We start from the raw sequence: 20,900 nt of genomic DNA on the forward strand, positions 1-20,900 counted from the left end.
ACTGGCGGGTGATGCGGATCCAGGCTCGCGAAACCGATTCCCGGGGCGGACCCGGAAACCGGCCATTCAGCGACGAGGGCCCTGACCGGCGCGGCGGTCAGGGCCCTCGGGTGGCGGTGCTTCAGATGATGCCGAACTCGCCGTCCTGGACGGCGGTGGAGAAGGAGCGCCAGGGGTCAGGACGTCGCGGCGAGGAACCCCAGGGCCGTCGCGATGTTCTGCGACATGTCGGTCACGCTGTCCAGCACCAGGCGGTCGTCGGCCCACGGAGCGAACTCCTGCTGCTGCCGCTCCACCGCCTCCCAGGTCGGCTCGTGGAAGCCGTCGATGCCGCGTGAGCGGCCCTCCAGTCGGCGGCGGTGCAGCGCCGGATCCGAGCACACCACCTCGACGAAGACCAGCGGGACGCCGTGGCGAGACGCCAGCGAACGCCACTGCGCCCGCGCTTCCTCCACCGCGTTGACCGCATCGACGATCGCCGTCTGCCCCAGGGCCAGCACACCGCCGGCCACAGCCTCGGCCACACCGTATGCGGCAAGGCCGGTCGGCTGTGAACGAGCCACCCCGGCCCGCCACATCGCGGCCTCGATCGGATCCACCGACACAACCGGAGCGGCCAACTTCCGCCCCAGCTCCCCGGCGACCGAACTCTTCCCTGCGCCGGGCAACCCGGCCATCGCGATCAGCACCGGCCCAGCCTCGCACGCCTGGCCGGCCACGTCGTCCTTCACATGGTTTGACGACTGCCCGCATCAGACGGTGATGAGGGCGGGGCCGTTGGGGTCCTTCGAGTCACGGACAGGGACGGTGGTGGAGGGGGAGGTCGCGACTTCAACACACTGGCCGCCATTGTTGCTGTAGGAGCTCTTGCGCCGGTGCACGGGGGTGGAGGCGTTGGGCTTCAGAAGCCGTTGTCGTACCGAACTTGAGTGGGTCTCCTGTAGAGGGCTTCGGCCGTTGCCGACATAATCGACCGATGAGTTCCATCGAACGCCCTTTGCCGCCCCTGAACGCCGACGAGCGCACCACGCTCGAAAGCTGGCTTGACTTTCACCGCGCCACCCTCGCCATGAAGTGCGAGGGCCTGGACGATGGGCAGGCCGCCGTCGCGTCCGTGCAACCGTCCGGCTTCACATTGACCGGCCTCGTCCAGCACATGGCGGAGGTGGAGCGCAACTGGTTCCGTCGAGTGTTCGCCGGAGAACAGGCCCCGCCCATCTACGACCCGCAGGCCGACCCGTCTGCCCCCGACGGCGGATTCGAACTGGCCGAGGGCGCCACACTGCACGACGCTCTGGCCACCTGGCACGCGGAGATCGCCCGCGGCCGCGAGCTCTGCGGCGACCGCGCTCTGACCGACACCGGCCGCTTCATGGAGCAGGACGTCAGCCTCCGCTGGATCTACGTCCACATGATCGAGGAGTACGCCCGCCACAACGGCCACGCCGACCTGCTCCGGGAGCGCATCGACGGCACCACTGGTGTATGACACCGGATCAGTTAGGCTCCGGCCTATCGTGAGGTGACGCGCCGCCGGGTTCCGGGCCGGGCGGCGCGTCGCGTCGGAGTGCTCGGTGGCTGGACGTGTGCGCGTGCGCGAGATCGATGACGATGAGGGACAGCGGCTGCTGCGGATCATCCGCAGGGGCACCGGGTCGGTGGTGACCTGGCGGCGGGCCCAGATGGCGCTGCTGTCGGCCCAGGGCATGCCCGTGGCGAAGATCGCCGAGGTGACCTTCACCAGCGCGGACCGGGTCCGGGACGTGATCCACGACTTCAACGTCGACGGCTTCGAGGCGCTCTACCCGAGGTACAAGGGTGGTCGGCCGAGGACCTTCACCCTTCCCGAGCGCCGCGAGATCAAGAAGATCGCCAAGTCCAAGCCGGCCGACTTCCTGGTCGCCGAGGGGGTGGTCGACGACATCGGCCACGAGGGCCTTCGGGTCCTGCTCCGCGAGGAGGGAAGCCAGTGATGCCCTGTCAGGAGATCACTGCCGTACTCGGATTGGAGCCGGTTCCGGCTAATGTGGAAGGAGTTCGATCGAAGACGAAGCGGCTGGCCGACCGGGGCCGGGCCGACGAGCCCACCCCGGGACGGCTCACGCTCGCCGCCGGGCCGGCCGGCGGCTCATGAGCATCGTCATCGACCACGGCACCATCTGTTCATGCACGGCGGGGCAGCGAATCGTCTCGTCTCGTCCTCGCGGGATCGCCAACGAAAGAGCAACCGATGCAACCGATTGTCCTATTCGACCTGGACGGCCTTCTGATCGACTCCGAGCCGATCTGGGACGCGGCAAAGCGTGAAGTGTTCGGTCCGCTTGGCCTGCACCTCACAACGGAGATGCAGGCGGCGACGCGCGGGCTGCGGCAAAGGGACATGGTGGCCTACTGGTTCGATCGGGCCACCATTCAAGCCGACCCCGACGACGTCGAGCAGCAGATCGTGGCCGCCGTGTGCCGTAGGTTGGCGGGAGTGGCGCTGAAACCCGGCGCCGAGCACGCCGTCGCGGCGTGCGCGCGTGCATCGAGGGCGATGGCCGTCGTGTCGTCTTCGCCGGAGTCGGTGATTCGGCATGCGCTCGCGAGCACCGGCCTTGACCGATCCTTCGATGCCGTGTTCTCGGCCGAAGACGACGAACACGGCAAGCCCCACCCGGGCGCCTATCTCCGCGCGGCCGCCGCCCTCGGCGCGTCACCCGACGAGTGCGTTGTGATCGAGGACTCGCTCAACGGCGTCCTCGCCGGCGTGTCGGCCCAGATGACGGTCGTCGCCGTTCCCGAGGCCGCTGATCGCTGCGATCCTCGCTTTGCGATTGCCACTCTGGTACTGGAGTCCCTCAAGGATCTCGATACCTCTGTATTCGCCGCGTATGTGTCCGGGGGGAGCCCGGACGCCACGTGGGCATCGCGTGCTGTGGATCCTCAACCGCTTCGCGAACCAGATCGTGCTGTATGACGCCCTCGATCGTGGGTCCGGGCCTTCACGGGTGAAGGCCCGGACCCACCCCGGGACGGTTCACGCTCGCCGCCGGGCCGGCCGGCGGCTCATGAGCATCGCCGCGGTGCCCATCAGGGCCAGCAGCGGCCCCAGGCAGTCGACACGATGTGCCGCTTGCGCCCCGGCACCTTCTTGGCCCCGTCGTAGCCGCGGGTGGCCGCCGCCCGCAGTGACTACGCGTCAATCACCGCCGCGGTCGGCTCCGGATCGCGGCCGGCCTCCTCACAAAAACGGTAGCGCGGCACCCCAAGCAGTGGGCCCCCGACCGGGATTCCGGTCGGGGGCCCAACACGAGCTTGCGTCAGACCGAGCCGAACTCGCCCGCCTGGACACCGGCAACGAACGCGTGCCAGGCGGAGGCAGGGAAGACGAGAGCCGGACCCTCGGGGTCCGTCGAGTCACGGACAGGGACGGCGCTCTGGAAGCCCGCGGAGCCCTCCACGCACTCACCGCCCTGACCATCGTGGTTGCTCTTGCGCCACCGGGCGGTGGCGAGTGCCACCTCGACGCAGGTTCCGCCGTTGTTGCTGTAGCTGGACTTCACCCAGCGGGTGTCGCCGAGGTCGGTGGTTGCCATTCGAGACCTTCCCGAGTCGGGGCGGATCTGTATGGCATTCACGGTAGGCGTGTCGACTGTCTGGGTGAATCCAAGAACCGGCCGTTCAGCGACGAGGGCCCTGACCGGCGCGGCGGTCAGGGCCCTCGGGTGGCGGTGCTTCAGATGGTGCCGAACTCGCCCGACTGGACGCCGGCGACGAACGCCCGCCAGGCGGAGGCGGGGAACACGAGGGCCGGGCCCTCAGGGTCCTTCGAGTCACGAACGGGGACAAGGCCGGGGAAATCGGGCGCGATCTCGACACAGTTTCCACCGTTACCACTGTGTCGCGACTTCACCCATCGGGCGTCGGCTAGGTTGATGGGCGTCATTCAAGGTCCTTCCGAACAGCGCGAATCATGGTGAGCGAGGCCGCCGTGGACAGCGACTCCACCTGAAGCTGATCGTAGTCCTCTTCCCAGCCCGCGATAGTGGGGCGCCCGCGCTCCAGGTATCCCCGCAACTGGGACTCTGCGTACCCAACAACTGATCGATCAGGCAGCGTGAGAAGGACCAGAGGCAACACGAACGGTCGCTGCTCAGCCAGCTCGAACGGAGCTACCTGGATGGTGATGTTCGGGTGCGCGGCCAACGACTCCAAGTGGTCCAACTGGTTGAGCATCACCGCGCGACCTCCGATAGGACGCAGCAAGCAACTCTGATCCAAGACTGCGTGGATTGTCGGCGGGGCCTTTTGGTCAAGGAGTCGTTGCCGCTGCATCAGGAAGGCCACACGTTCGTCTGCCTGTTCCTGCGTGAGACTCCCCCGTCGAATGTTCGCGGTCTCAAGGGCTGTCGCGTACGCCTCGGTTTGAAAGAGCCCCGGGATGACGCCCAACTCGAACGTCCGGAGTCGCCGGCACCTGGCCTCCGCGTCCGCAAACTCGGCGAAGCCTTCCAGCAGACTGGCCCTCGCGTATCGCCGCCACAACTCCAGGAAGGTGCCGCCGGTCTGGAACACCTCATCTGCCTTAATCGCGAAGTTAGAGGTTACCGGCTTCTTCGCTCGTTCGATGTAAGAGATCATGGCATCCGAGTAGCCCATGCGTCGCCCCAGCTCAGCCTGCGACCACCGCATAGCGCGTCTTGACCTGCGGAGTTCTTGGCCGAAGCGGACGAGTGGAGACACCGACGCGTCATGATCCTGAGTTTCCACGAGTGTTGACACCTCTAACCGGGGTGAACAGTCAAGGGTTAGGCCCTGGCCATCGTAGAGCCCAACGGGCCACCATGGCTACACCCCGTGAGAGATCCGGGACCCTGCGCAACCAATGGAGCCCCCATGCCCATCCACACCCCCGTCGTCGGCGAGGTCGTGCTCGACCTCGCGCACCGGGACTTCGACGGAAACCCCGTCGAAGGCGTCTACATGGACACCCTCACCGGCCTCTCCTACCTCCGCCACGAGCGCGGCGGCTGCGAGTGGACCACCAAGCCCGAGCACATCCAGGCCCTCACCACGCCCCGCTTCATCACCGTCCAGCACCCCAGCCGGCCCCGCACCGCCGACGTGGCGTGAACCGCCCCCTCAAGCTGGTCGCCACCGCCCTCGGCGTCCCCGCCCTCAGCACCCTCGCCGCCGCACTCGTCTGCTGGCCGATCCACGACGGGCCCCTCGGACCGCAACTCCTCATCTTCGGGCTGATCCTCGCGGCCGGCATCTCCGCAGGCCTCCCCGCCTGCTTCACCTGGATCTCCTCGGAAAAGAACTAGGAGCCCCCATGCTTCACCACCTCCCCACCACCCTCACCAACCCGCCCCGCCGCCGACTCGGCCACCAGGCCCTCATCCTCAACCGCGACGACGCCGTCCTCCTCGTCGGCACCGCCTACCGATCCGGCCTCATGCTCCCCGGCGGCAGCGCCGAAGCCAACGAACTCCCCCACCTCGCCGCCCGCCGCCACACCGAAACCGACACCGGCCTCGTCCTCCCCCTGCGACACATCCTCGCCACCGACTACATCGACGCCAAGCACCTCCCCGAAGGCGTCAACTTCGTCTACTGGGGCGGCCGCCTCACCCCCGCCCAAGAAAGCATCGTCGCCCGCCACCGCCCGCCCCACACCATCACCGCCGTCCACTGGCTCCACGCCACCCAACTCCCCGACGCCATGCCCCCCGAACAGCACCACCGCATCACCCACGCCCTCGAAGCCCTCACCCGCGGCGCCCACCTCCCCCTCCTCCTCCGCGGCACCCCCGCCGAATAGCCGCAAAGGTGCCGAGCGTCACACTGCGCGACGCGGGCCGCCCGGCGGCCCGCGTCCGCCCTGGCGTTGCAGGGCAAGGACGCTTCCGGCACGGGCCGAGGTCCCGTCCGTTTCGGGACCTCCGCCCTGTCTTCCCCTGACCTTCGCCCCCGCAGGTTCGCCCCTCGACCCGGGCAACTGTGGACGGTCGCCCGGTGGACACCGGGCAAACGGCCCGCCCCACGGCGGACCGCCAACGACCGTCTACGCGGCGCACGGGTGCGACAGCACGCGGTGCGCTCCGGAGGACCCGAACAAATGTCCCGCACCATCGACAACGCCCCGTATACCGCCTTCCACCGCAGGCTCGCCCTCGCCTGCTCCGGTGGACCGCTGCTCGACGGGTACATCCTGAGCATCGTGGGCGTCGCCCTCATCGGCATGCGCCCCGAGCTGGGGCTTTCCACCGCCGACGTCAGCCTGATCGGCGCAGCCGCGCTGGTCGGCATGTTCGTCGGCGGCGCGCTCTTCGGCGTGCTGACCGACAAGATCGGGCGGGAGGTGATGTACACCGCCGACCTGCTCGTGATGATCGTCTGCTCGGTGCTGTCCTTCTGGGTCGACGCGGTCTGGGCGATCACCCTGTTGCGTTTCGTCCTCGGTATGGCGGTGGCCGCCGACTACCCCATCGCGACGTCTCTGCTCGCCGAGTGGCTGCCCGCCAAGGACCGCGGGCGGCTGCTCGGTCAGCAGATCGTCGCCTGGTACGCCGGCGCCGTGCTCGCCTACGTCACCGGTTACCTCTTCCTGACGTTCGGCGGCCCGGGCAGCTGGCGCTGGATGCTGGCCAGCTCCACCGTGCTGTGCGTGGTGTTCCTGGTGATCCGCCGCGGCTCGCCCGAGTCGCCGCGCTGGCTGGCCGCCAACGGCCGGGTCGGCGAGGCCGTCCGGCTGGTCGAGCGCCATCTCGGGGTCAAGGTCGACGGCCGCGAGCTGATGCCCGAGCGCACCGCGCCCGGCGCCCCGACCGGCCTGCGGCTGCTGATGACCCCGCCCTACCGGCGGCGGACGCTCTTCTGCGGGCTGTTCTTCCTCTGCCAGGTCGGCCCGCTGTTCGCGATGCTCACCTTCGGGCCGCAGCTCCTGGAGGCCTTCGGCATGCCGGGCGGCACCGTGCTCGAAACCCTCGGCACCGGCCTGATCAGCCTGGTCTTCCTGCTCGGCTGCTACCCCGCGCTGCGCCTGATCGACACCTGGGGCCGCCGGCCGGTGATCATCCGCTCCTTCGCGCTGATGATCGTCCCGCTCGCCGTCCTGGGCCTGTGGCCGGACGCCCCGGCCGCCGTCGTGGTGGTCGCGCTCTGCGCGTACGCCTTCCTGTGCGGCGGGCCGAACGTGCTCGACTGGACCTACCCCAATGAGCTGTTCCCCACCGAGGTCCGGGCCACCGCCGTGGGCGTGGCCACCTCGGTCAGCCGGATCGGCGCCGCCGTCGGCACCTACCTGCTGCCGCTCTCGCTGACCGGCATCGGCACCGGCCCGACCATGCTGATCGCCGCCGGCGTCACCGCGTGCGGCCTGCTGGTCTCGGTGCTCTGGGCCGAGGAGACCCGCGGCACCGCGCTCGGTGCGGCGGCCCCGGCCGCTCCCGGCGCGGCGGCCCGTCCGGCCCGCGCGGCCCGGCCCGCTCCGCAGCCGGTGCGCTGACGCACAGTCATGTCACACGGGGCCGCGTCCGATCGGACGCGGCCCCAGCGGTGTCCGGGAACTGCGGTGCCGCAACTCGCGACGGCGCCGGGCCTACTGACCGACGCGCCCGTCGACGCACTCGCGCAGCAGGTCCGCGTGGCCGCAGTGGCGGGCGTACTCGTCGATGATGTGCACCATCATCTCGCGGACGGCGAGCTTCTCCCGGCCCAGGCGGGCGCCGAGGTCGCCGCAGTGCGGGGCGAGGGTGGCGTCCAGGGCGGCCTGCTCGCGCTCCAGGTCGGCGAACGCGGCGTCCACCACGGCCTGGTCGGCGACGGCTCCCTCGAAGTCGGCGTCGCGCGCGCCGTACAGCTTGGGCAGCGGCTCGCCGTCGGTGATCCAGTTGTGCCAGTCGCGCTCGACCCTGGCGAGGTGGCGGACCAGGCCGAGCAGCGACATCGTCGACGGTGGCACCGAACGGCGGGCCAGCTGCTCGGCGTCCAGGCCCTGGCACTTGAGGAGCAGGGTGAGGCGGTAGTTCTTGATGTAGTCCAGCAGTACGGCCAGTTCGCCGTCCGGGGCGGGCCCTTCGAGGGTGCGCGGGTCGTCGTCCGGGTCCATCCACATGTCGGGGTAGACGGTCGCCTGGGTCCATCGCGCGGGTTGGTCGCTCATATGGGACATGGTCGTCCGCGGCGGACCGGGCCGCCACCGGGTTTTCCCGAGGGGCTCAGAAGGGGGCGGTGTCCTCGAAGGACCAGACGAGCACCTCCTGCGGCCCCTGCCGTGCGACGGCCCCCGCGCAGCGGTACACCGAGCGGGCCGCCGGGTTGTCCACGTCCGCGAGCACCCACATGCCGTAGCAGCCGAGGTCGCGCGCGAGGTCCGCGAGCGCCGTGGTCAGCGCCGGGCCGATGCCGCGCCCGCTGAACCGCGCGTCCACGCCCAGCTCGTGGATCAGCATCCTGGTGCCCCGGTCCGGGTGGGTGGTCTCCACCCCGGTGACCATCGCGGCCGGCGCGTCGTCGACGTAGGCGACGAGGAGGTGGTGGCGGTCGTCCGCGAGGAAGCGGGCGGTGGCCTCGGGGAGCGGCGGCGAGTCGAAGAGGTGCCCGGCGGCCTGGACGTCCTCGGCGCGGGTGACGCGGCGGATCTCCATGAGGAAATGCTGACAGAATCCCGGTGCGGGATACAGCATTCCTTCATATCGGCTGGTCAGGCCGCGGCGAAATCCGGTACCGCCGCTGCTCGACGGCCGAGGTCCGGGTGCTACTCCCCCGGCACGCCGGGCAGGCCGGGGGTGAAGCCGTCGAGGGCGTGGCGGCAGGGGCAGGTGCGGGTGGCGGGCAGTGCCTCCAGCGCCTTGAACAGCACGGTGCGCAGCCGGTCGACGTTGCGGCCGAACACCTCCAGGACCTCGGCGTGGGTGACGCCCGCACCGCTCTCCACGCCCGCGTCCAGGTCGGTGACCAGGTTCAACGAGGTGTAGCAGAGTCCTAGTTCACGGGCCAGCACGGCCTCCGGGTGGCCCGTCATGCCGACCGTCGACCAGCCGTTCGCCGAGAACCAGCGCGACTCGGCGCGGGTGGAGAAGCGCGGGCCCTCGATCACCACCAGGGTGCCGCCGTCCACCGGCTCCCAGGCGGCGCCGCGGGCCGCGTCCAGCACCGCGGCACGCCCCGCCGGGCAGTACGGGTCCGCCATCGGCGCGTGCACCACGCCCGGCACCGAGCCGTCCGGCAGCGGCGCGCCGTCGTAGAAGGTCTGCGCCCGGGCGGCGGTGCGGTCCACGAACTGGTCCGGCACGAGCAGCGTCCCCGGCCCGTACTCCGGCCGCAGCCCACCCACCGCGCACGGCCCGAGCACCTGCCGCACCCCGAGCGCGTGCAGCGCCCAGAGGTTCGCCCGGTAGTTGATCCGGTGCGGCGGGATCCCGTGCCCGCGCCCGTGCCGGGGCAGGAACGCCACCCGCCGCCCGCCCACCTCGCCGACGAACACCGAGTCGCTGGGCGGCCCGTACGGCGTCCCGACCGCCACCTCGGCCACGTCGTCCAGCAGCGCGTACAGCCCGGACCCGCCGATCACCCCGAGCTCCGCCCGTTCGCCCGCCATGCCGCCCGCCTCTCGCCGAAGGAAACCTGGTGGGATCCAGCCTACGAGGACCGTCCTCACGTACCGTCAGCGTCGACCGGAGACGAGAGGGAGGCGCGGGGATGCCGGAGAGCGTGGGGCCGCTGGTGCGGGTGTGCGAGGGGCCGGGCGGGCTGACGGTGTGGGGGGTGGCCGAGCCGGAGCGGTGGGCGGTGGACGTCAACGTGATGGTGGAGGCGGGCGAGGACGTCGGGGCGGTGGACCTGGGGCTGCTCGGGGAGGTGCTGGCGGATTCGGAGCGGCTGGTGGCGCGGGCGCGGCGGTTCGCCTGCGCCGCGCTGGGCGTGACGGAGGAACAGGCGGCCCTGGACGCACCGGAGGTGAACGTCTACCCCGACGGGTGGCTGCTGCGGTTCGCCGTGGGGGACCTGCCGCTCTGCGAGCCGTACGGGGTCGGGGTGGTGTTCGAGGGGCTGCGGCCGGTGCGGCTGGAGGACCTGAGCGGGGCGGAGGAGATCGAGGACTGAGCTCCCGGCCCGACAGTGCGTCCGGACGGCATACCCGAATGATCCACCGTCAATCCCCCGCGCCCGTTTTGCGATGAACAATACGTATTCGAACCAGCGTGGCGATCAAGCCAGTGCGTACACATTCGGACAATCGAAAACGGGGGTCGGAATTTCGTCCGTACACAACTAGGCTCCTCGCGGTGCCGCGACAACTGTCCCGGTACAAAGGGGCCCTGACGGGCCCGGGGGAAAACGTGAGGGGTTATGACCTACACGACAAATCGGACAGGATCGCCGCAGGGGCGGCGGATCCGCAAGAAGCTCTCGGCTCTGATCGCACTCACCCTTGCCGCCACCGTGGCCGGCACGACCGTCGCCCACGCGCTGCCGTCCGAGGCCGGGCCCGCGCCGCTGCCCGCGGACGTCCGCGGCAAGGTCGTCGAGGCCTGGGAGCTGGGCGGCGTCTCGACCAAGGACGCCGCCGCGAAGGCGCTGGTCGGCTCCGACGCCGACCTCACCAAGTTCCTCGGTGAGACCCTCGCCCGGGCCAACGCCGTGGACGAGCGCTTCGCCATCCTGAAGATGCTCAGCGACGTCGGCGTCGGGGTCCGCGAAGCCGCCAACAAGGCGCTGAGCGGCACCGACGCCGACGTCCACACGTTCCTGACGTCGGGCTGGCAGAACCCGATGAACGACGACCGCCGCGCGGCCGTCTTCTACGTGCTGGACAACAGCGAGGCGGGTGTCCGGGCGGCCGCCAACAAGGCGCTGAACGCCGGCACCCAGAAGGCGCTGGAAGACTTCCTGAGCACGGGCCAGGCCAAGGCGCAGGAGGAGGACGACCGGTTCGCCATCTTCGCCGCGCTCGGTGAGAACCCCGGGCCCGAGTACACCAAGCAGGCCAACCGGGCACTCGCCGGGACGGCCCAGGACATCCGCGCGTTCCTGGAGAACGGCCAGTACCTGGCCCGGACCCGGGACCAGGAGACGCTCTCGATCACCCAGCTCGCCCAGGCGGCCAAGGAGGCCGGCCAGCGCGCGAAGACCGCGACCGAGAACGCCAAGCAGGCCGGCGCCCGCGCCGAGGACGCCGCGGGCAAGGCCAAGGAGGCCGCGCAGCGAGCCGCCGCCGAGGCCGCCGCCGCCAAGGACGACGTCACCAAGGCGGGCGAGGCGGCCAACAAGGCCGCACAGGCCGCCGAGGGCGCGGCCGCGGCCGCCGAGACGGCGGTCTCCGCCTCGAACGCCGCCGTCGCCGCCGCGCGCACGGCCGCCTCGGCCGCGCAGTCGGCCGCCTCGGCCGCGGCCGCGGCCGAGCAGGCCGCCTCCAAGGCGTACCGGGCCGCCGCCTCGGCCGCGGGCAACCGGAACGAGGCCGCCTCCGCCCGCGACGCCGCCCGGGGTGCCCGGGACGCCGCCAAGGGCGCCCGGGACGCCGCCTCGGCCGCCGCCTCGGCGGCCACCGCGAGCGCCGAGGCCGGGCGCTCCGGCGCCGCCGCCGCCCGTGCCGCGAACAACGCCGCCGCCGCCGCCGAGGCCAGTGCCCAGGCCGGCAACTCGGCCGGCGCCGCCACCGCCCAGGCGGCCCGGGCCCGCGAGGCGGCCGCCAAGGCGCGCTCCGCGGCGAACCTGGCCACCGCGTCCGCCGGCCGGGCCGAGAGCCTCGCCAACTCGGCCGCCGCGCACGCGGCCGAGGCGAACCGGAAGGCCAACAGCGCCGCCGACCACGCCGACAAGGCGGCCACCGCCGCCGAGCAGGCCGCCGACGCGGCCGGCCAGGCGCAGGACTGGGCCAACACGGCGACCGCCCACGCGAACTCCGCGATCGAGGCCGCGACCGCCGCGAACGACGCCGTCACGCAGGCCCAGAGCATCGAGAAGCTGGCCCGTGAGGCCGAGGCCGCCGGCCTGGAGGCCGACAAGCAGGAGGGTCTCAAGGAGGCCACCGCCCTCGTCAAGGCGGAGGCCGCCGACCAGGCCAAGCTGACCAGCGACCAGACCTCGGCCGCCGCGCTCGACGCGGCCACCAAGGACCTGGTGCAGAAGGCCTCCGCCACCGGCACCGACACGAAGACGGCGGCGGGCTTCGGCCGCCAGGCCGCCGTCAACCTGCTGGGCGCCGCCGGCTACTGGACCCGCGACGCCGCCCGGGCGGCGCTCGCCGACAACGACGACGGCGTGGTCGCCTGGGCCAAGAAGGAGTACCAGGACAGCCTGCGGCTGGACGACCGCGACAAGGTCGCCTACATGTCCACCATCGGCACCTCCACGCTCGCGACGGCCGCCCAGCGGACGCTGGAGAGCGCGGACCCGACCGCCGTCCCGAAGTTCCTCTCCGGCGGCGCGGTTGACGCCCAGGCCGACGACCTCCGGTTCAGCATCTTCACCATGCTCACCGACGCCGGGATCGCGGTCCGGCGGGACGCCAACGCCGCACTGAGCAACGGCAGCCCCAAGGCGATGTCCGACTTCGTCCACACCGGCTACCAGCGCGCCGTGGCCGAGGACGACCGGGTGGCGATCTTCACCCTGCTGAGCGAAGGCGGTCCCAACGTCAAGGCGGCGGCCGAGATCGCGCTCGCCGGGCCGGCCTGGATGCAGCACGACTTCGTGACCACCGTCCAGCACAAGGCCGCCGTACTCGACTCGGACACCGACACCCACGTGTCCTCGATCCTCGCGCTGATCGCCAACGCGGCGAAGGACGCGGTCACCGCCACCGAGAACGCCCAGCTGGCGTACCAGGTCGCGGCCAACGCCCGCAGCGCCGCCGAGGAGGCCAACGACTGGGCGGCCAAGGCCCAGACGTCGGCCCAGCAGGCCAAGGGCTACGCGGACGACGCGAAGGCCAAGGCCGCTGCGGCGGACGCCTCGGCGAACGCCGCGGCCGCCTCGTCCCAGCAGGCCAAGTCCGCCGCCGCGACCGCGCAGAAGGCCAACCGCGCGGCCAACTACTCGCTGAACCAGGCGGTCGCCTCCGCCGACAAGGCCACCGCCTCGGCGGCCAGCGCGCGCACCTCGGCCGCCAGCGCGGCGGCCTCGGCGACGGCTGCCGGCAAGAGCGCCTCCGAGGCCTCCGCGGCCGCCCGGGAGGCGCGCACCATCGCGGCGGACAAGCGGGCCCAGGAGCAGGCGGCGGCCGCCGCCGCGGCGGCTCAGGCGGCGCGCGCCGCCGAGGCCGCGAACGTCAACCCGTCCAACAACCCGGCCAACGACAAGGTCAACGAAACGGCGTCCGCCACCCCGCCCGCGGGCTCCGGCGGAAGCGGTGGGACCGGTGGGACCGGTGGAACGGGCGGCGACGGCAAGGACGGCGCCCGCAACTTCGCCACGGAGATGGGGCACTACAGCACCGTCTGGGCGATGGCCGCGGCCGCTTCGCTCGTCATTCCGCCGCCCCTCGGCGAGATCGGGTTCACCGTCTTCGGGGCCTTCTCCCTCGGCGCCGGTCTGCTCAGCGCCGGCGGCTTCCTGTACTCCGACGGTTGGAACAGCAAGGAGTTCCTCAACGCGGCGACCGGCGTCCTCGTCGGCACGATCGGAGGCCCCTTCGGCAAGGTGTTCAACAGGGTCACCGCGCCGATCGTGAGGACCAGCATCAAGGGCGCCAGGTCGCTCGGCAACAAGATCATCGAGGGTGGAGCCAACGCGGCCTCCAGCTTCATCGGCATGTTCACCTGGTGATCTCCTGAACCGTCCGGCGGTCTAGGCTGCCGAAGTGCGGTGAGTCAATCCGAACGGGACCGTGGGGCCGCGTCCGACGCGGCCCCACGGTCGACAAGGGGTGGACATGTACGAACTCGGCCTCAGCACGACCTCCTGGTGGCTGATCGCGGCTCTGGCCACGGCCGTCAATCTCGCGCTGCTGGTGCCTCCGATGCCGACGCGCGAGACCCGGATCCGCATGTCGTTCATGCCGGCGGTCTTCGCGACGTTCGCCTACGTCGCCTCGGTCGCCAAGCCCGACTACCCGGACCAGCTGATCCTCTCGATGTACTCGATCGCCTGCCTGTCCCTTCCCCTGAGCCTGGTCGGGTTCCGCAGGAAGATGGCACGGATGATCCGGGAGACGCCCGAGGACGGCAGCCTGCAGCCACAGCACTACGGCCTCGCCCAGGAAGCCATGATCCGTTTCAGCCTCGCGGCGGTCGCGATGGGCGGCCTCGTTCACCTGTTCAAGCCGTAACCGCCCGGCAAGGGGCCGTTCGGAATATCGCCCCATTCGCACAGTTCGCACACATACTCATGGGTCGACGATTCCCCTCCTGCTCCGCTGAACGATCTTCCAAAACATCATCCGTTCGTGATAGCAATGCTTCCGGTAACGGCCGCCGAGCCATTCCCGCAGACGCCGTGAACCACCGAATCCGAAACTCTCCAGGGGGGATTCCCATGCGCTCCATTTCCAAGCTGCTGGTCGCCGGCGCGGTCGCCGGCTCCGTCGTGCTCACCGGTGTCGCGGTCGCCAACGCGGCGACCGGTGTGCCGGCCGGCTCCACGGTCGCCACCGCCGACGACACCCCGCCGCCGGCCGTCGAGGACTTCGCCTACCCGGACTCCGACAAGATCTTCGCGGAACGCGGCTTCAGGCTCATCTCCGGGGACGGCCACATCGTCCTCGTCGACTGCCCCACCCCCGGCAGCGCGGAGAAGGTGCTGATGCTCGACACCCGCGGCCTCGGCAAGGTCTGCTTCCGGATCACCGGGAACACCGCCTCCCTCAAGATGGAGGTGCCGTCCGTCTACGGCATCACGACCCCCGACTACGCGGTGACGGCCCGCATGGTCACCGGCACCGGCGACCAGGCCGAGGAGAAGACCTACACGCTGCTGAGGAACCAGTCGAACAGCGTCGGCGAGGCCAAGGACGTGCCGCAGCGCCGCCCGTTCTCGCTGCTGGACCTCACCGCCGTCAAGTGACGCCCCCGGACCCCGCCGCCCGAGCGCGGCGGGGTCCGCGCTGTCCTGGCCCGACATCACTCCGGCCCTGCCCTGACACCGGGAGACCCCTCGTGCTTCGCACCCGTTCACGCGCCGCGTGGATGACCGGCCTGCTCGCCTCGGCCGCCGTCGTCGGCGGCATGCTCACCGGCGCAACGGCCAACGCCGTGGTCGGCGACACCGTGCCCACCGACTTCCACACGTACACCACCAAGCTCGACATCGGCAACGGCCAGCGCAGCTGCACCGGTTCGCTCGTCGACCCGTACTGGGTGCTGACGGCGAGCAGCTGTTTCGCCGACAACCCGGCCCAGCCGCTGGCGCTCGCCGCCGGTGCGCCCAAGCTGAGGACCGTCGCCACCGTCGGCCGCACCGACCTGACGGCCACCGGCACCGGCCACGTCACCGAGGTCACCGAACTGGTCCCCCGGGCCGACCGCGACCTGGTGCTGGCCCGCCTCGCCGCGCCCGCCCAGGGCATCCCCACCGTCCCGCTCGGCGCGGCGCCGGTCGCCGGGGAGACCCTGACCGTCAACGGCTACGGCCGCACCAAGGCCGAGTGGTCGCCGCTCGCCCTGCACAACGGCCAGTTCACCGTGCAGTCCTCGACCGCCACCACCCTCGCCGTCACCGGGAGGACCGCGGGCCGCGACAGCATCTGCAAGGGTGACGCCGGCGGCCCGGCGGTGCGGATGGTCAACGGCCGGGCGGAGCTCGTCGCCGTCAACAGCACCTCCTGGCAGGGCGGCTGCTTCGGCACCGCCGAGACCCGGACCGGCGCGGTGGAGACCCGGGTCGACGACCTCGCCGGCTGGCTGCTGGACACCCGGCTGCACACCGCCTCGCTGGTCAACACCCTGAGCGGCCTGTGCGCGTACGTGCCGTGGTCCACCCCCGAGTGGGGCGCGCCGGTGATCCAGATCGGCTGCGACAAGCAGTACGTCGACCAGGTCTGGGACTTCCGGAAGACCCCGGCCGGCACCTACCAGATCCGCAACACCTACTCCGGCAAGTGCCTGCTGGCCCCGCACCAGACCCCGGACAACGGCGGCCCGATCGTGCAGGCCGACTGCGACCCGCAGTACCCGGACCAGCTCTGGAAGCTGGAGAAGGTCGACGGCGGCTACCAGATCCGCAACACCTTCTCCGACCGGTGCGCGATCGCCTGGTCGGGCGACAGTGCGCCCGGGTCGAAGCTGACCCAGTACGACTGCATCCCGCAGTTCGCGGACCAGGTCTGGTCGATCTGACGGACGGACCGGTCGGCGACGCCGACAGCGAGTGACAGCGAAGGGTGTGTGGCCGCCGCGGCGGGCGCGCACCCTTCCGTCGTCGTACGGGAGGGCCCGGCGGGCGGTCAGCCGAGGCCGTCCCAGTCCTGGAGGGCCGCCAGGGCGGCGGTGCGGCCGGCGGGGCCGGCCGGGGTGAGCAGGTAGTCGGCGACCGGGGTGAGCAGCAGGGTGGTGCGGTCCGGGGCCGTCAGGAGGCGGGCCTCGTCCCAGTCGTGGCGGATGACGGTGCGGCGCAGCAGGGTGCCCCGGCGGGTGGTCAGCCGGGGGGTGGCGGCGGCGTCGGTGCGGCGGCGGTGTTCGGCGGCGAGTTCGGGGGTGAGGGCGGCGCGGACGGCGGCGAGGGTGCCGAGCGGGAGGCGGGCGGCGGCGAGGTCGAGGAGGGCGGCGGCCTCCGGGGCGAGCCGGTAGGCGGCCAGGACGGCGGCGGTCTCGGCGGGTTCGAAGGGCTGGTGGCTGAGACAGCACAGGTCGAGGAGGGTGAGCGGGTCGGGCTCCGCCCCGGCGGGCGCGCGCAGGTGGGCCTCGGCCAGGGCGATGAGGCACTCGACGTGGTCGTCCGCGACGAGGTACGGGCGCACCGGCACGGCGGCGTGGTCGCCGGGCAGGGCCGCCGTGGTGAGGTGGACGCGGTACCAGGGGTCGAGCAGCGGGTCCTCGGCGGGCCAGCGGACGGTGACCTCGGTGTGGTGCGGGCGGTCGCCGAGCAGGGTGACGTCGACGGTCTCCACCGGGTGGTCGGTGACCAGGCGGACGACGGCCTGCCAGAGCGCGGCCTCGCCGGGGGCGACCAGGTCCAGGGCGGCCTGGGGCCGGAGCAGGCCGGCCGGGTAGTAGCCGGCCAGCGGGACGCCGTGGATCGCGCGCGCGCCGGTGGAGCGGGCGAGCTCGTGGGCGAGGCGGGCGTAGTGGTCGGCGCGGGTGCGGGCGCGGCGCAGCTCCTCGCGGGCGGGCTCGCCCATCCGGACGTCGTCGCGGGCCAGGGCGGAGAGCACCAGGTGCGGCAGGTGACGGCTGCCGCGGGCGCGGTGGAGCAGTTCGGCCGGCCCGTCGACCGGGTCGACGTCGAGCAGGTTGTACAGCAAAGCGGTGTTCACGGACGTCCGCCTCCGAAGGTATCGTCATGGCGCCCGACGCCGCCGACGGCCGAGGGCGGGGGCAATCACGGCCGGTTACCGGGGGTACCCGGCCGCGGGAGGTGAAGGAGGGGCGGACCGGACCGTCTCCGGCGGGCCCCGGCACGGCGATTCTGGCCGGTCGGGTTCAACGCGCGGTCACCACAGGCTCAACGGAGCCTCGACACCGCGCGTGACCTTGTGGTTCAACATCACAGAGAAGCTGACATGTGCACGGGCGGGGCGGGCACTGTCCTTGGGGCAGCAGGGGGCAGGATGGGCGATCTCCGTTTTTCCGTACTGGGTCTGATGCGGGCTCACCGCGGCGCGACGGCGCTCAAGGTGGGCAGCCCGCAGCAGCAGGCGATGCTGGCCGTGCTGCTCCTGCGGCCCGGCCATGCGGCGAGTGCCACCGATCTGATCGCGGCACTGTGGGGCGAGGAGCCGCCGGGCGCGGCGATGACCACCGTGCGGACGTACGCGTGGCGGTGGCGCAAGGTGCTGGACGCGGTGGAGCCGGCCGATCCCCAGGGGTCCGGGCTGTCCGGGGGGTCCGGGGAGCGGGCCGCGGGCAGCGTACTGGTCTCGATGGGCGACGGCTACCGGCTCGTGCTGCCCAAGCTGGCGGTGGACGCCGCGCAGGCGGAGGCGCTGGCCGCCGAGGCGGAGCGGACCGCCCGCGGCGAGCCGCTGCGCGCCCGCGACCTGCTCAACCAGGCGCTGGAGCTGTGGCAGGGCGAGCCGCTGGCCGGGATCCCCGGGCCGTTCGCGGAGCGGCACCGGCAGCGGCTGGAGGAGTTGCGGCTGACCCTGCTGGAGGAGCGGATCGGCCTGGACCTGGCGCTGGGCCGCCACTCGCGGTGCATCCCGGAGCTGACCGCGCTCACCACCGAGCACCCGCTGCACGAGCGGGCGTACGGGCTGCTGATGCGCGCGCTGTACCAGGCCGGGCGGCAGGCGGACGCGCTGGCGGTGTTCCGGGGCGTGCGGCAGCTGTTCCTCGCGGAGCTGGGGGTGGGGCCGGGGGCGGAGCTGGAGCAGCTGCACCGGCGGATCCTGGAGGGGGACCCGGCGCTGGCCGCGCCGAAGCCGGGTGGCGGCACGGCGGCGACGGCCCCGGCGGTGACGGCCCCGGCCGCCGGGAGCACGGCCGGTGACCGGGCGCAGGCGGCGGACGGCGAGGGCGGTGCGGCGGACCGGGGCGGCGGCGACCCGGCCCAGGCGCCCGGCCGGGCCGCCCGGCCGTCGGGCGCGCCGCCGCGGCCGGCCCAGCTGCCGCCGGACGCCGCCGACTTCACCGGGCGGACGGCGCCGGTGCGGGTGCTGTGCGAGGCGCTGGCCGCTCCCCCGGAGGCCAGCGCGGGCGGGGCTGCGGAGCATCCGCAGGCGCTGGTGGTGGCGACCGTGGTCGGGATGGGCGGGGTCGGCAAGACGGCGCTGGCACTGCACGTGGCGCACCGCGTCCGGGAGGCCTACCCGGACGGCCAGCTGTATGTGGACCTGCGCGGCTCGGACCCGGTGCCGGCCGATCCGGAGGCGGTGCTGAGCGGCTTCCTGGTGGCGCTCGGGGTCGCGGCGGACGCGGTGCCGGACGGGCTGGACGCGCGCTCGGCGCTGTTCCGCTCGGTGGTGGACGGCCGGCGCCTGCTGCTGGTGCTCGACAACGCCAAGGACGCGGCGCAGATCCGGCCGCTGCTGCCGGGCGCGGTCGGCTGCGCGGTGCTCACCACCGGCCGGACCAGGCCGGCCGGGCTGCCGGCGAACGTGCAGGTCGACCTGGACGTGTTCCAGCCGGAGGAGGCGCTGGACCTGCTCGGCCGCACGATCGGCGCGCAGCGGCTGGCCGCCGAGCCGGACGCCGCCCGGGAGCTGGTGGTGGCCTGCGGGCACCTGCCGCTGGCGGTGCGGATCGTGGCCGCCCGGCTGGCCGCCCGGCCGGGCTGGACGGTGGAGACGCTCAGCCGCCGGCTTCAGGTGGAGCGGCGGCGGATCGACGAGCTGCGGATCGGCGACCTCGCGGTGGCGGCGGCCTTCGAACTGAGCTACCGCCAGTTGACGCAAGGCCAGGCCCGGGCGTTCCGGCTGGTGGCCTCGGTGGACGGGCCGGACATCGGACTGCCGGCGGCGGCGGCGCTGCTGGACCTCGACGCGTACGACGCGGAGGACCTGCTGGAGGCGCTGGTGGACGTGGCGATGGTGGAGTCGCCCTTCCCCGGCCGCTACCGGTACCACGACCTGCTGCGGGCGTTCGCCCGTCGACGACCGGCCGAGGGGGCCGGTCCGGCCGAGGGATCCGGTCCGGCCGGGACGGCGCACGGCGGGACGGCGGACGGCGGGGAGGCGGTGGCGGCCCGGGACCGGCTGCTGGACCACCTGCTGGCCACCGCCTGCACCGCCTTCCAGCACGCCGTGCCGGGCGACCCGGCGGCGGGCGCGCTCGGCCCGGCGCACTCCCCCGGCGTGCCGCTGCCCGGCCGGGACGCCGCCCGCGAGTGGGCGGCCGTCGAAGGGGCGGGCGCGGTGGCGCTGGCGGCGCAGGTGGCCGCCGACCCCGCCACCGGGCGGGGGGCGTCGCTGCGGGCGGCGATCGACCTGCTGATCGCGCTCACCCCGTTCGTGCTCACCCCGCCGAGCCGTCAGCTCGCGGCGACGGCCGACGCGCTGGCCGGCGCGGCCGCCCGGGACGGGGACCTCCGGGCGGAGGGGCGGGCGCACTTCCTGCGCGGCAACGTCGCCCTGGCCGCGACCCGGCTGGACGCGGCGGAGGAGGCGTCCCGGCGGGCGGTGGAGGCGGCGCGCGCGGCCGGGGACTCGGTGGTCCTGCGGCAGGCGCTCAACGACCTCGGGCTGATCTGCCAGTTCCTGAGCCGCTACGACGAGGCGGTGGACCACTACGACGAGGCGCTGCTGCTGGCCAACCGGCTGGGACACCGCTCCGGCGCGCTGGTGACGACGGTGAACGCGGCGCTGGCGCGGGTGCGCAGCGGCCGGGCGGACGAGGCGGTGACGATCTGCCACGAGGTGCTGGCCGAGCTGCGGACCCGGCAGGACGACCCGGGCCGGGCGTACACGCTGTACGTGCTGGGGTCGGCGCTGCACGCGCTGGGCCGGCACGAGGAGGCGGTGACCTGGTTCGGCGAGTGCCTGGCGGTGTCGGTGGCGGCCGGTCTGCGGGACCGGGCCGCGCACGCCCGCTACCGGCTGGCGGACAGTCTGCGCGAGCTGGGCCGGGCCGACGAGGCGCTGGACCACGCGGAGCAGGCGCTGGCGCTCTGCGTGGAGCTGGGGGCGGAGCGGGACCAGGCGCAGGCGCTGGTGGTGCTGGGCTGCGCGCTGGCGGACCTCGGGCGCGGGCCCGAGGCGGGGGCGCGGCTGCGGGAGGCGCACGCGATCTTCGGGCGGCTGGGGCTTCCGGAGGCCGCCGAGGTGGCGGGGCTGCTCGCGGAGCCGGCGTTCGCGCTGGTGGATCCGTGAGCGGGGG

Annotated in this window: 21 protein-coding genes and 1 pseudogene; 13 read left to right on the forward strand and 9 right to left on the reverse strand. The window is 72.7% G+C overall.

What is annotated here, in order from left to right; all coding sequences use genetic code 11:
• Positions 1-176: 176 nt before the first annotated feature.
• The gene (locus tag ACFCLZ_RS07475) at positions 177-689 is read right to left on the reverse strand and encodes an AAA family ATPase (protein WP_380283972.1); all 513 of its coding nucleotides are present in this window, start codon (positions 687-689) and stop codon (positions 177-179) included.
• Positions 690-752: 63 nt separating this feature from the next.
• A complete protein-coding gene (locus ACFCLZ_RS07480; RefSeq protein WP_380286103.1) occupies positions 753-905 on the reverse strand; it encodes a DUF397 domain-containing protein in 153 nt (50 codons plus the stop codon).
• A 71-nt stretch (positions 906-976) separates the two neighbouring features.
• On the opposite strand from ACFCLZ_RS07480, the gene ACFCLZ_RS07485 reads away from it, so the two are divergent.
• The 3 genes and pseudogenes from ACFCLZ_RS07485 (at position 977) to ACFCLZ_RS07495 (ending at position 2,959) form a co-directional block, all read left to right on the forward strand.
• Entirely contained in the window at positions 977-1,489 is a 513-nt protein-coding gene (locus ACFCLZ_RS07485; RefSeq protein ID WP_380283974.1) for a DinB family protein, read from the forward strand.
• Between the two features lie 85 nt (positions 1,490-1,574).
• Positions 1,575-1,964: pseudogene (locus tag ACFCLZ_RS07490) on the forward strand (transposase); the annotation flags it as partial.
• Between the two features lie 266 nt (positions 1,965-2,230).
• On the forward strand, positions 2,231-2,959 hold the full coding sequence (locus tag ACFCLZ_RS07495; RefSeq protein WP_380283975.1) for an HAD family hydrolase: 729 nt from the start codon (positions 2,231-2,233) through the stop codon (positions 2,957-2,959).
• 343 nt (positions 2,960-3,302) lie between these two features.
• Here ACFCLZ_RS07495 and ACFCLZ_RS07500 read toward each other — a convergent pair whose 3' ends face one another.
• The 3 genes from ACFCLZ_RS07500 to ACFCLZ_RS07510 form a co-directional block, all read right to left on the reverse strand.
• On the reverse strand, positions 3,303-3,578 hold the full coding sequence (locus ACFCLZ_RS07500; protein WP_380283976.1) for a DUF397 domain-containing protein: 276 nt from the start codon (positions 3,576-3,578) through the stop codon (positions 3,303-3,305).
• Between the two features lie 140 nt (positions 3,579-3,718).
• The gene (locus ACFCLZ_RS07505) at positions 3,719-3,928 is read right to left on the reverse strand and encodes a DUF397 domain-containing protein (protein WP_380283977.1); all 210 of its coding nucleotides are present in this window, start codon (positions 3,926-3,928) and stop codon (positions 3,719-3,721) included.
• Positions 3,925-4,764 (reverse strand): helix-turn-helix domain-containing protein, encoded by an 840-nt coding sequence (locus ACFCLZ_RS07510; RefSeq protein ID WP_380283979.1) that lies wholly within the window; start codon positions 4,762-4,764, stop codon positions 3,925-3,927. The genes ACFCLZ_RS07505 and ACFCLZ_RS07510 overlap by 4 nt, the downstream gene beginning before the upstream one ends.
• Positions 4,765-4,878: 114 nt before the next feature.
• On the opposite strand from ACFCLZ_RS07510, the gene ACFCLZ_RS07515 reads away from it, so the two are divergent.
• The 4 genes from ACFCLZ_RS07515 (at position 4,879) to ACFCLZ_RS07530 (ending at position 7,492) form a co-directional block, all read left to right on the forward strand.
• The gene (locus tag ACFCLZ_RS07515; RefSeq protein ID WP_380283980.1) at positions 4,879-5,115 is read left to right on the forward strand and encodes a hypothetical protein; all 237 of its coding nucleotides are present in this window, start codon (positions 4,879-4,881) and stop codon (positions 5,113-5,115) included.
• Positions 5,112-5,309, forward strand: a complete 198-nt coding sequence (locus ACFCLZ_RS07520) for a hypothetical protein (protein WP_380283981.1) — start codon at positions 5,112-5,114, stop codon at positions 5,307-5,309. The genes ACFCLZ_RS07515 and ACFCLZ_RS07520 overlap by 4 nt, the downstream gene beginning before the upstream one ends.
• 8 nt (positions 5,310-5,317) lie before the next feature.
• A complete protein-coding gene (locus ACFCLZ_RS07525) occupies positions 5,318-5,806 on the forward strand; it encodes an NUDIX domain-containing protein (protein ID WP_380283982.1) in 489 nt (162 codons plus the stop codon).
• Between the two features lie 297 nt (positions 5,807-6,103).
• Positions 6,104-7,492: an MFS transporter gene (locus ACFCLZ_RS07530; RefSeq protein ID WP_380283983.1), complete on the forward strand. Its 1,389-nt coding sequence runs from the start codon at positions 6,104-6,106 to the stop codon at positions 7,490-7,492.
• A gap of 93 nt (positions 7,493-7,585) precedes the next feature.
• Here ACFCLZ_RS07530 and ACFCLZ_RS07535 read toward each other — a convergent pair whose 3' ends face one another.
• From ACFCLZ_RS07535 to ACFCLZ_RS07545, 3 genes are all read right to left on the reverse strand, one after another.
• A complete protein-coding gene (locus ACFCLZ_RS07535) occupies positions 7,586-8,158 on the reverse strand; it encodes a DinB family protein (RefSeq protein ID WP_380283985.1) in 573 nt (190 codons plus the stop codon).
• Positions 8,159-8,204: 46 nt separating this feature from the next.
• Entirely contained in the window at positions 8,205-8,633 is a 429-nt protein-coding gene (locus ACFCLZ_RS07540; RefSeq protein ID WP_380283986.1) for a GNAT family N-acetyltransferase, read from the reverse strand.
• A 110-nt stretch (positions 8,634-8,743) separates the two neighbouring features.
• Complete coding sequence (locus tag ACFCLZ_RS07545; RefSeq protein WP_380283988.1) at positions 8,744-9,586, reverse strand: S-methyl-5'-thioadenosine phosphorylase; 843 nt, start codon at positions 9,584-9,586, stop codon at positions 8,744-8,746.
• Positions 9,587-9,687: 101 nt separating this feature from the next.
• Here ACFCLZ_RS07545 and ACFCLZ_RS07550 point away from each other — a divergent pair, with 101 nt between their 5' ends.
• The 5 genes from ACFCLZ_RS07550 (at position 9,688) to ACFCLZ_RS07570 (ending at position 16,265) form a co-directional block, all read left to right on the forward strand.
• Positions 9,688-10,092 (forward strand): hypothetical protein, encoded by a 405-nt coding sequence (locus tag ACFCLZ_RS07550; RefSeq protein WP_380283990.1) that lies wholly within the window; start codon positions 9,688-9,690, stop codon positions 10,090-10,092.
• A 246-nt stretch (positions 10,093-10,338) separates the two neighbouring features.
• Positions 10,339-13,758, forward strand: coding sequence for an ALF repeat-containing protein (locus ACFCLZ_RS07555; protein ID WP_380283991.1), 3,420 nt, complete (start codon positions 10,339-10,341; stop codon positions 13,756-13,758).
• Positions 13,759-13,864: 106 nt separating this feature from the next.
• Positions 13,865-14,260 (forward strand): hypothetical protein, encoded by a 396-nt coding sequence (locus ACFCLZ_RS07560; protein WP_380283992.1) that lies wholly within the window; start codon positions 13,865-13,867, stop codon positions 14,258-14,260.
• A 206-nt stretch (positions 14,261-14,466) separates the two neighbouring features.
• The gene (locus tag ACFCLZ_RS07565; protein ID WP_380283993.1) at positions 14,467-14,994 is read left to right on the forward strand and encodes a hypothetical protein; all 528 of its coding nucleotides are present in this window, start codon (positions 14,467-14,469) and stop codon (positions 14,992-14,994) included.
• 92 nt (positions 14,995-15,086) lie between these two features.
• On the forward strand, positions 15,087-16,265 hold the full coding sequence (locus tag ACFCLZ_RS07570) for an RICIN domain-containing protein (protein WP_380283994.1): 1,179 nt from the start codon (positions 15,087-15,089) through the stop codon (positions 16,263-16,265).
• A 107-nt stretch (positions 16,266-16,372) separates the two neighbouring features.
• Here ACFCLZ_RS07570 and ACFCLZ_RS07575 read toward each other — a convergent pair whose 3' ends face one another.
• Positions 16,373-17,401 carry a hypothetical protein gene (locus ACFCLZ_RS07575; RefSeq protein ID WP_380283995.1) on the reverse strand — a complete coding sequence of 343 codons (1,029 nt, stop codon included), beginning with the start codon at positions 17,399-17,401 and terminating at the stop codon, positions 16,373-16,375.
• Positions 17,402-17,728: 327 nt separating this feature from the next.
• Between ACFCLZ_RS07575 and ACFCLZ_RS07580 the strand changes: the two genes are divergently transcribed.
• Positions 17,729-20,893, forward strand: coding sequence for a BTAD domain-containing putative transcriptional regulator (locus tag ACFCLZ_RS07580; RefSeq protein ID WP_380283997.1), 3,165 nt, complete (start codon positions 17,729-17,731; stop codon positions 20,891-20,893).
• Positions 20,894-20,900 lie beyond the last annotated feature (7 nt).

This window comes from Kitasatospora purpeofusca (assembly GCF_042691725.1).
In the GTDB taxonomy this organism is placed as follows: Bacteria; Actinomycetota; Actinomycetes; order Streptomycetales; family Streptomycetaceae; genus Kitasatospora; species Kitasatospora purpeofusca_B.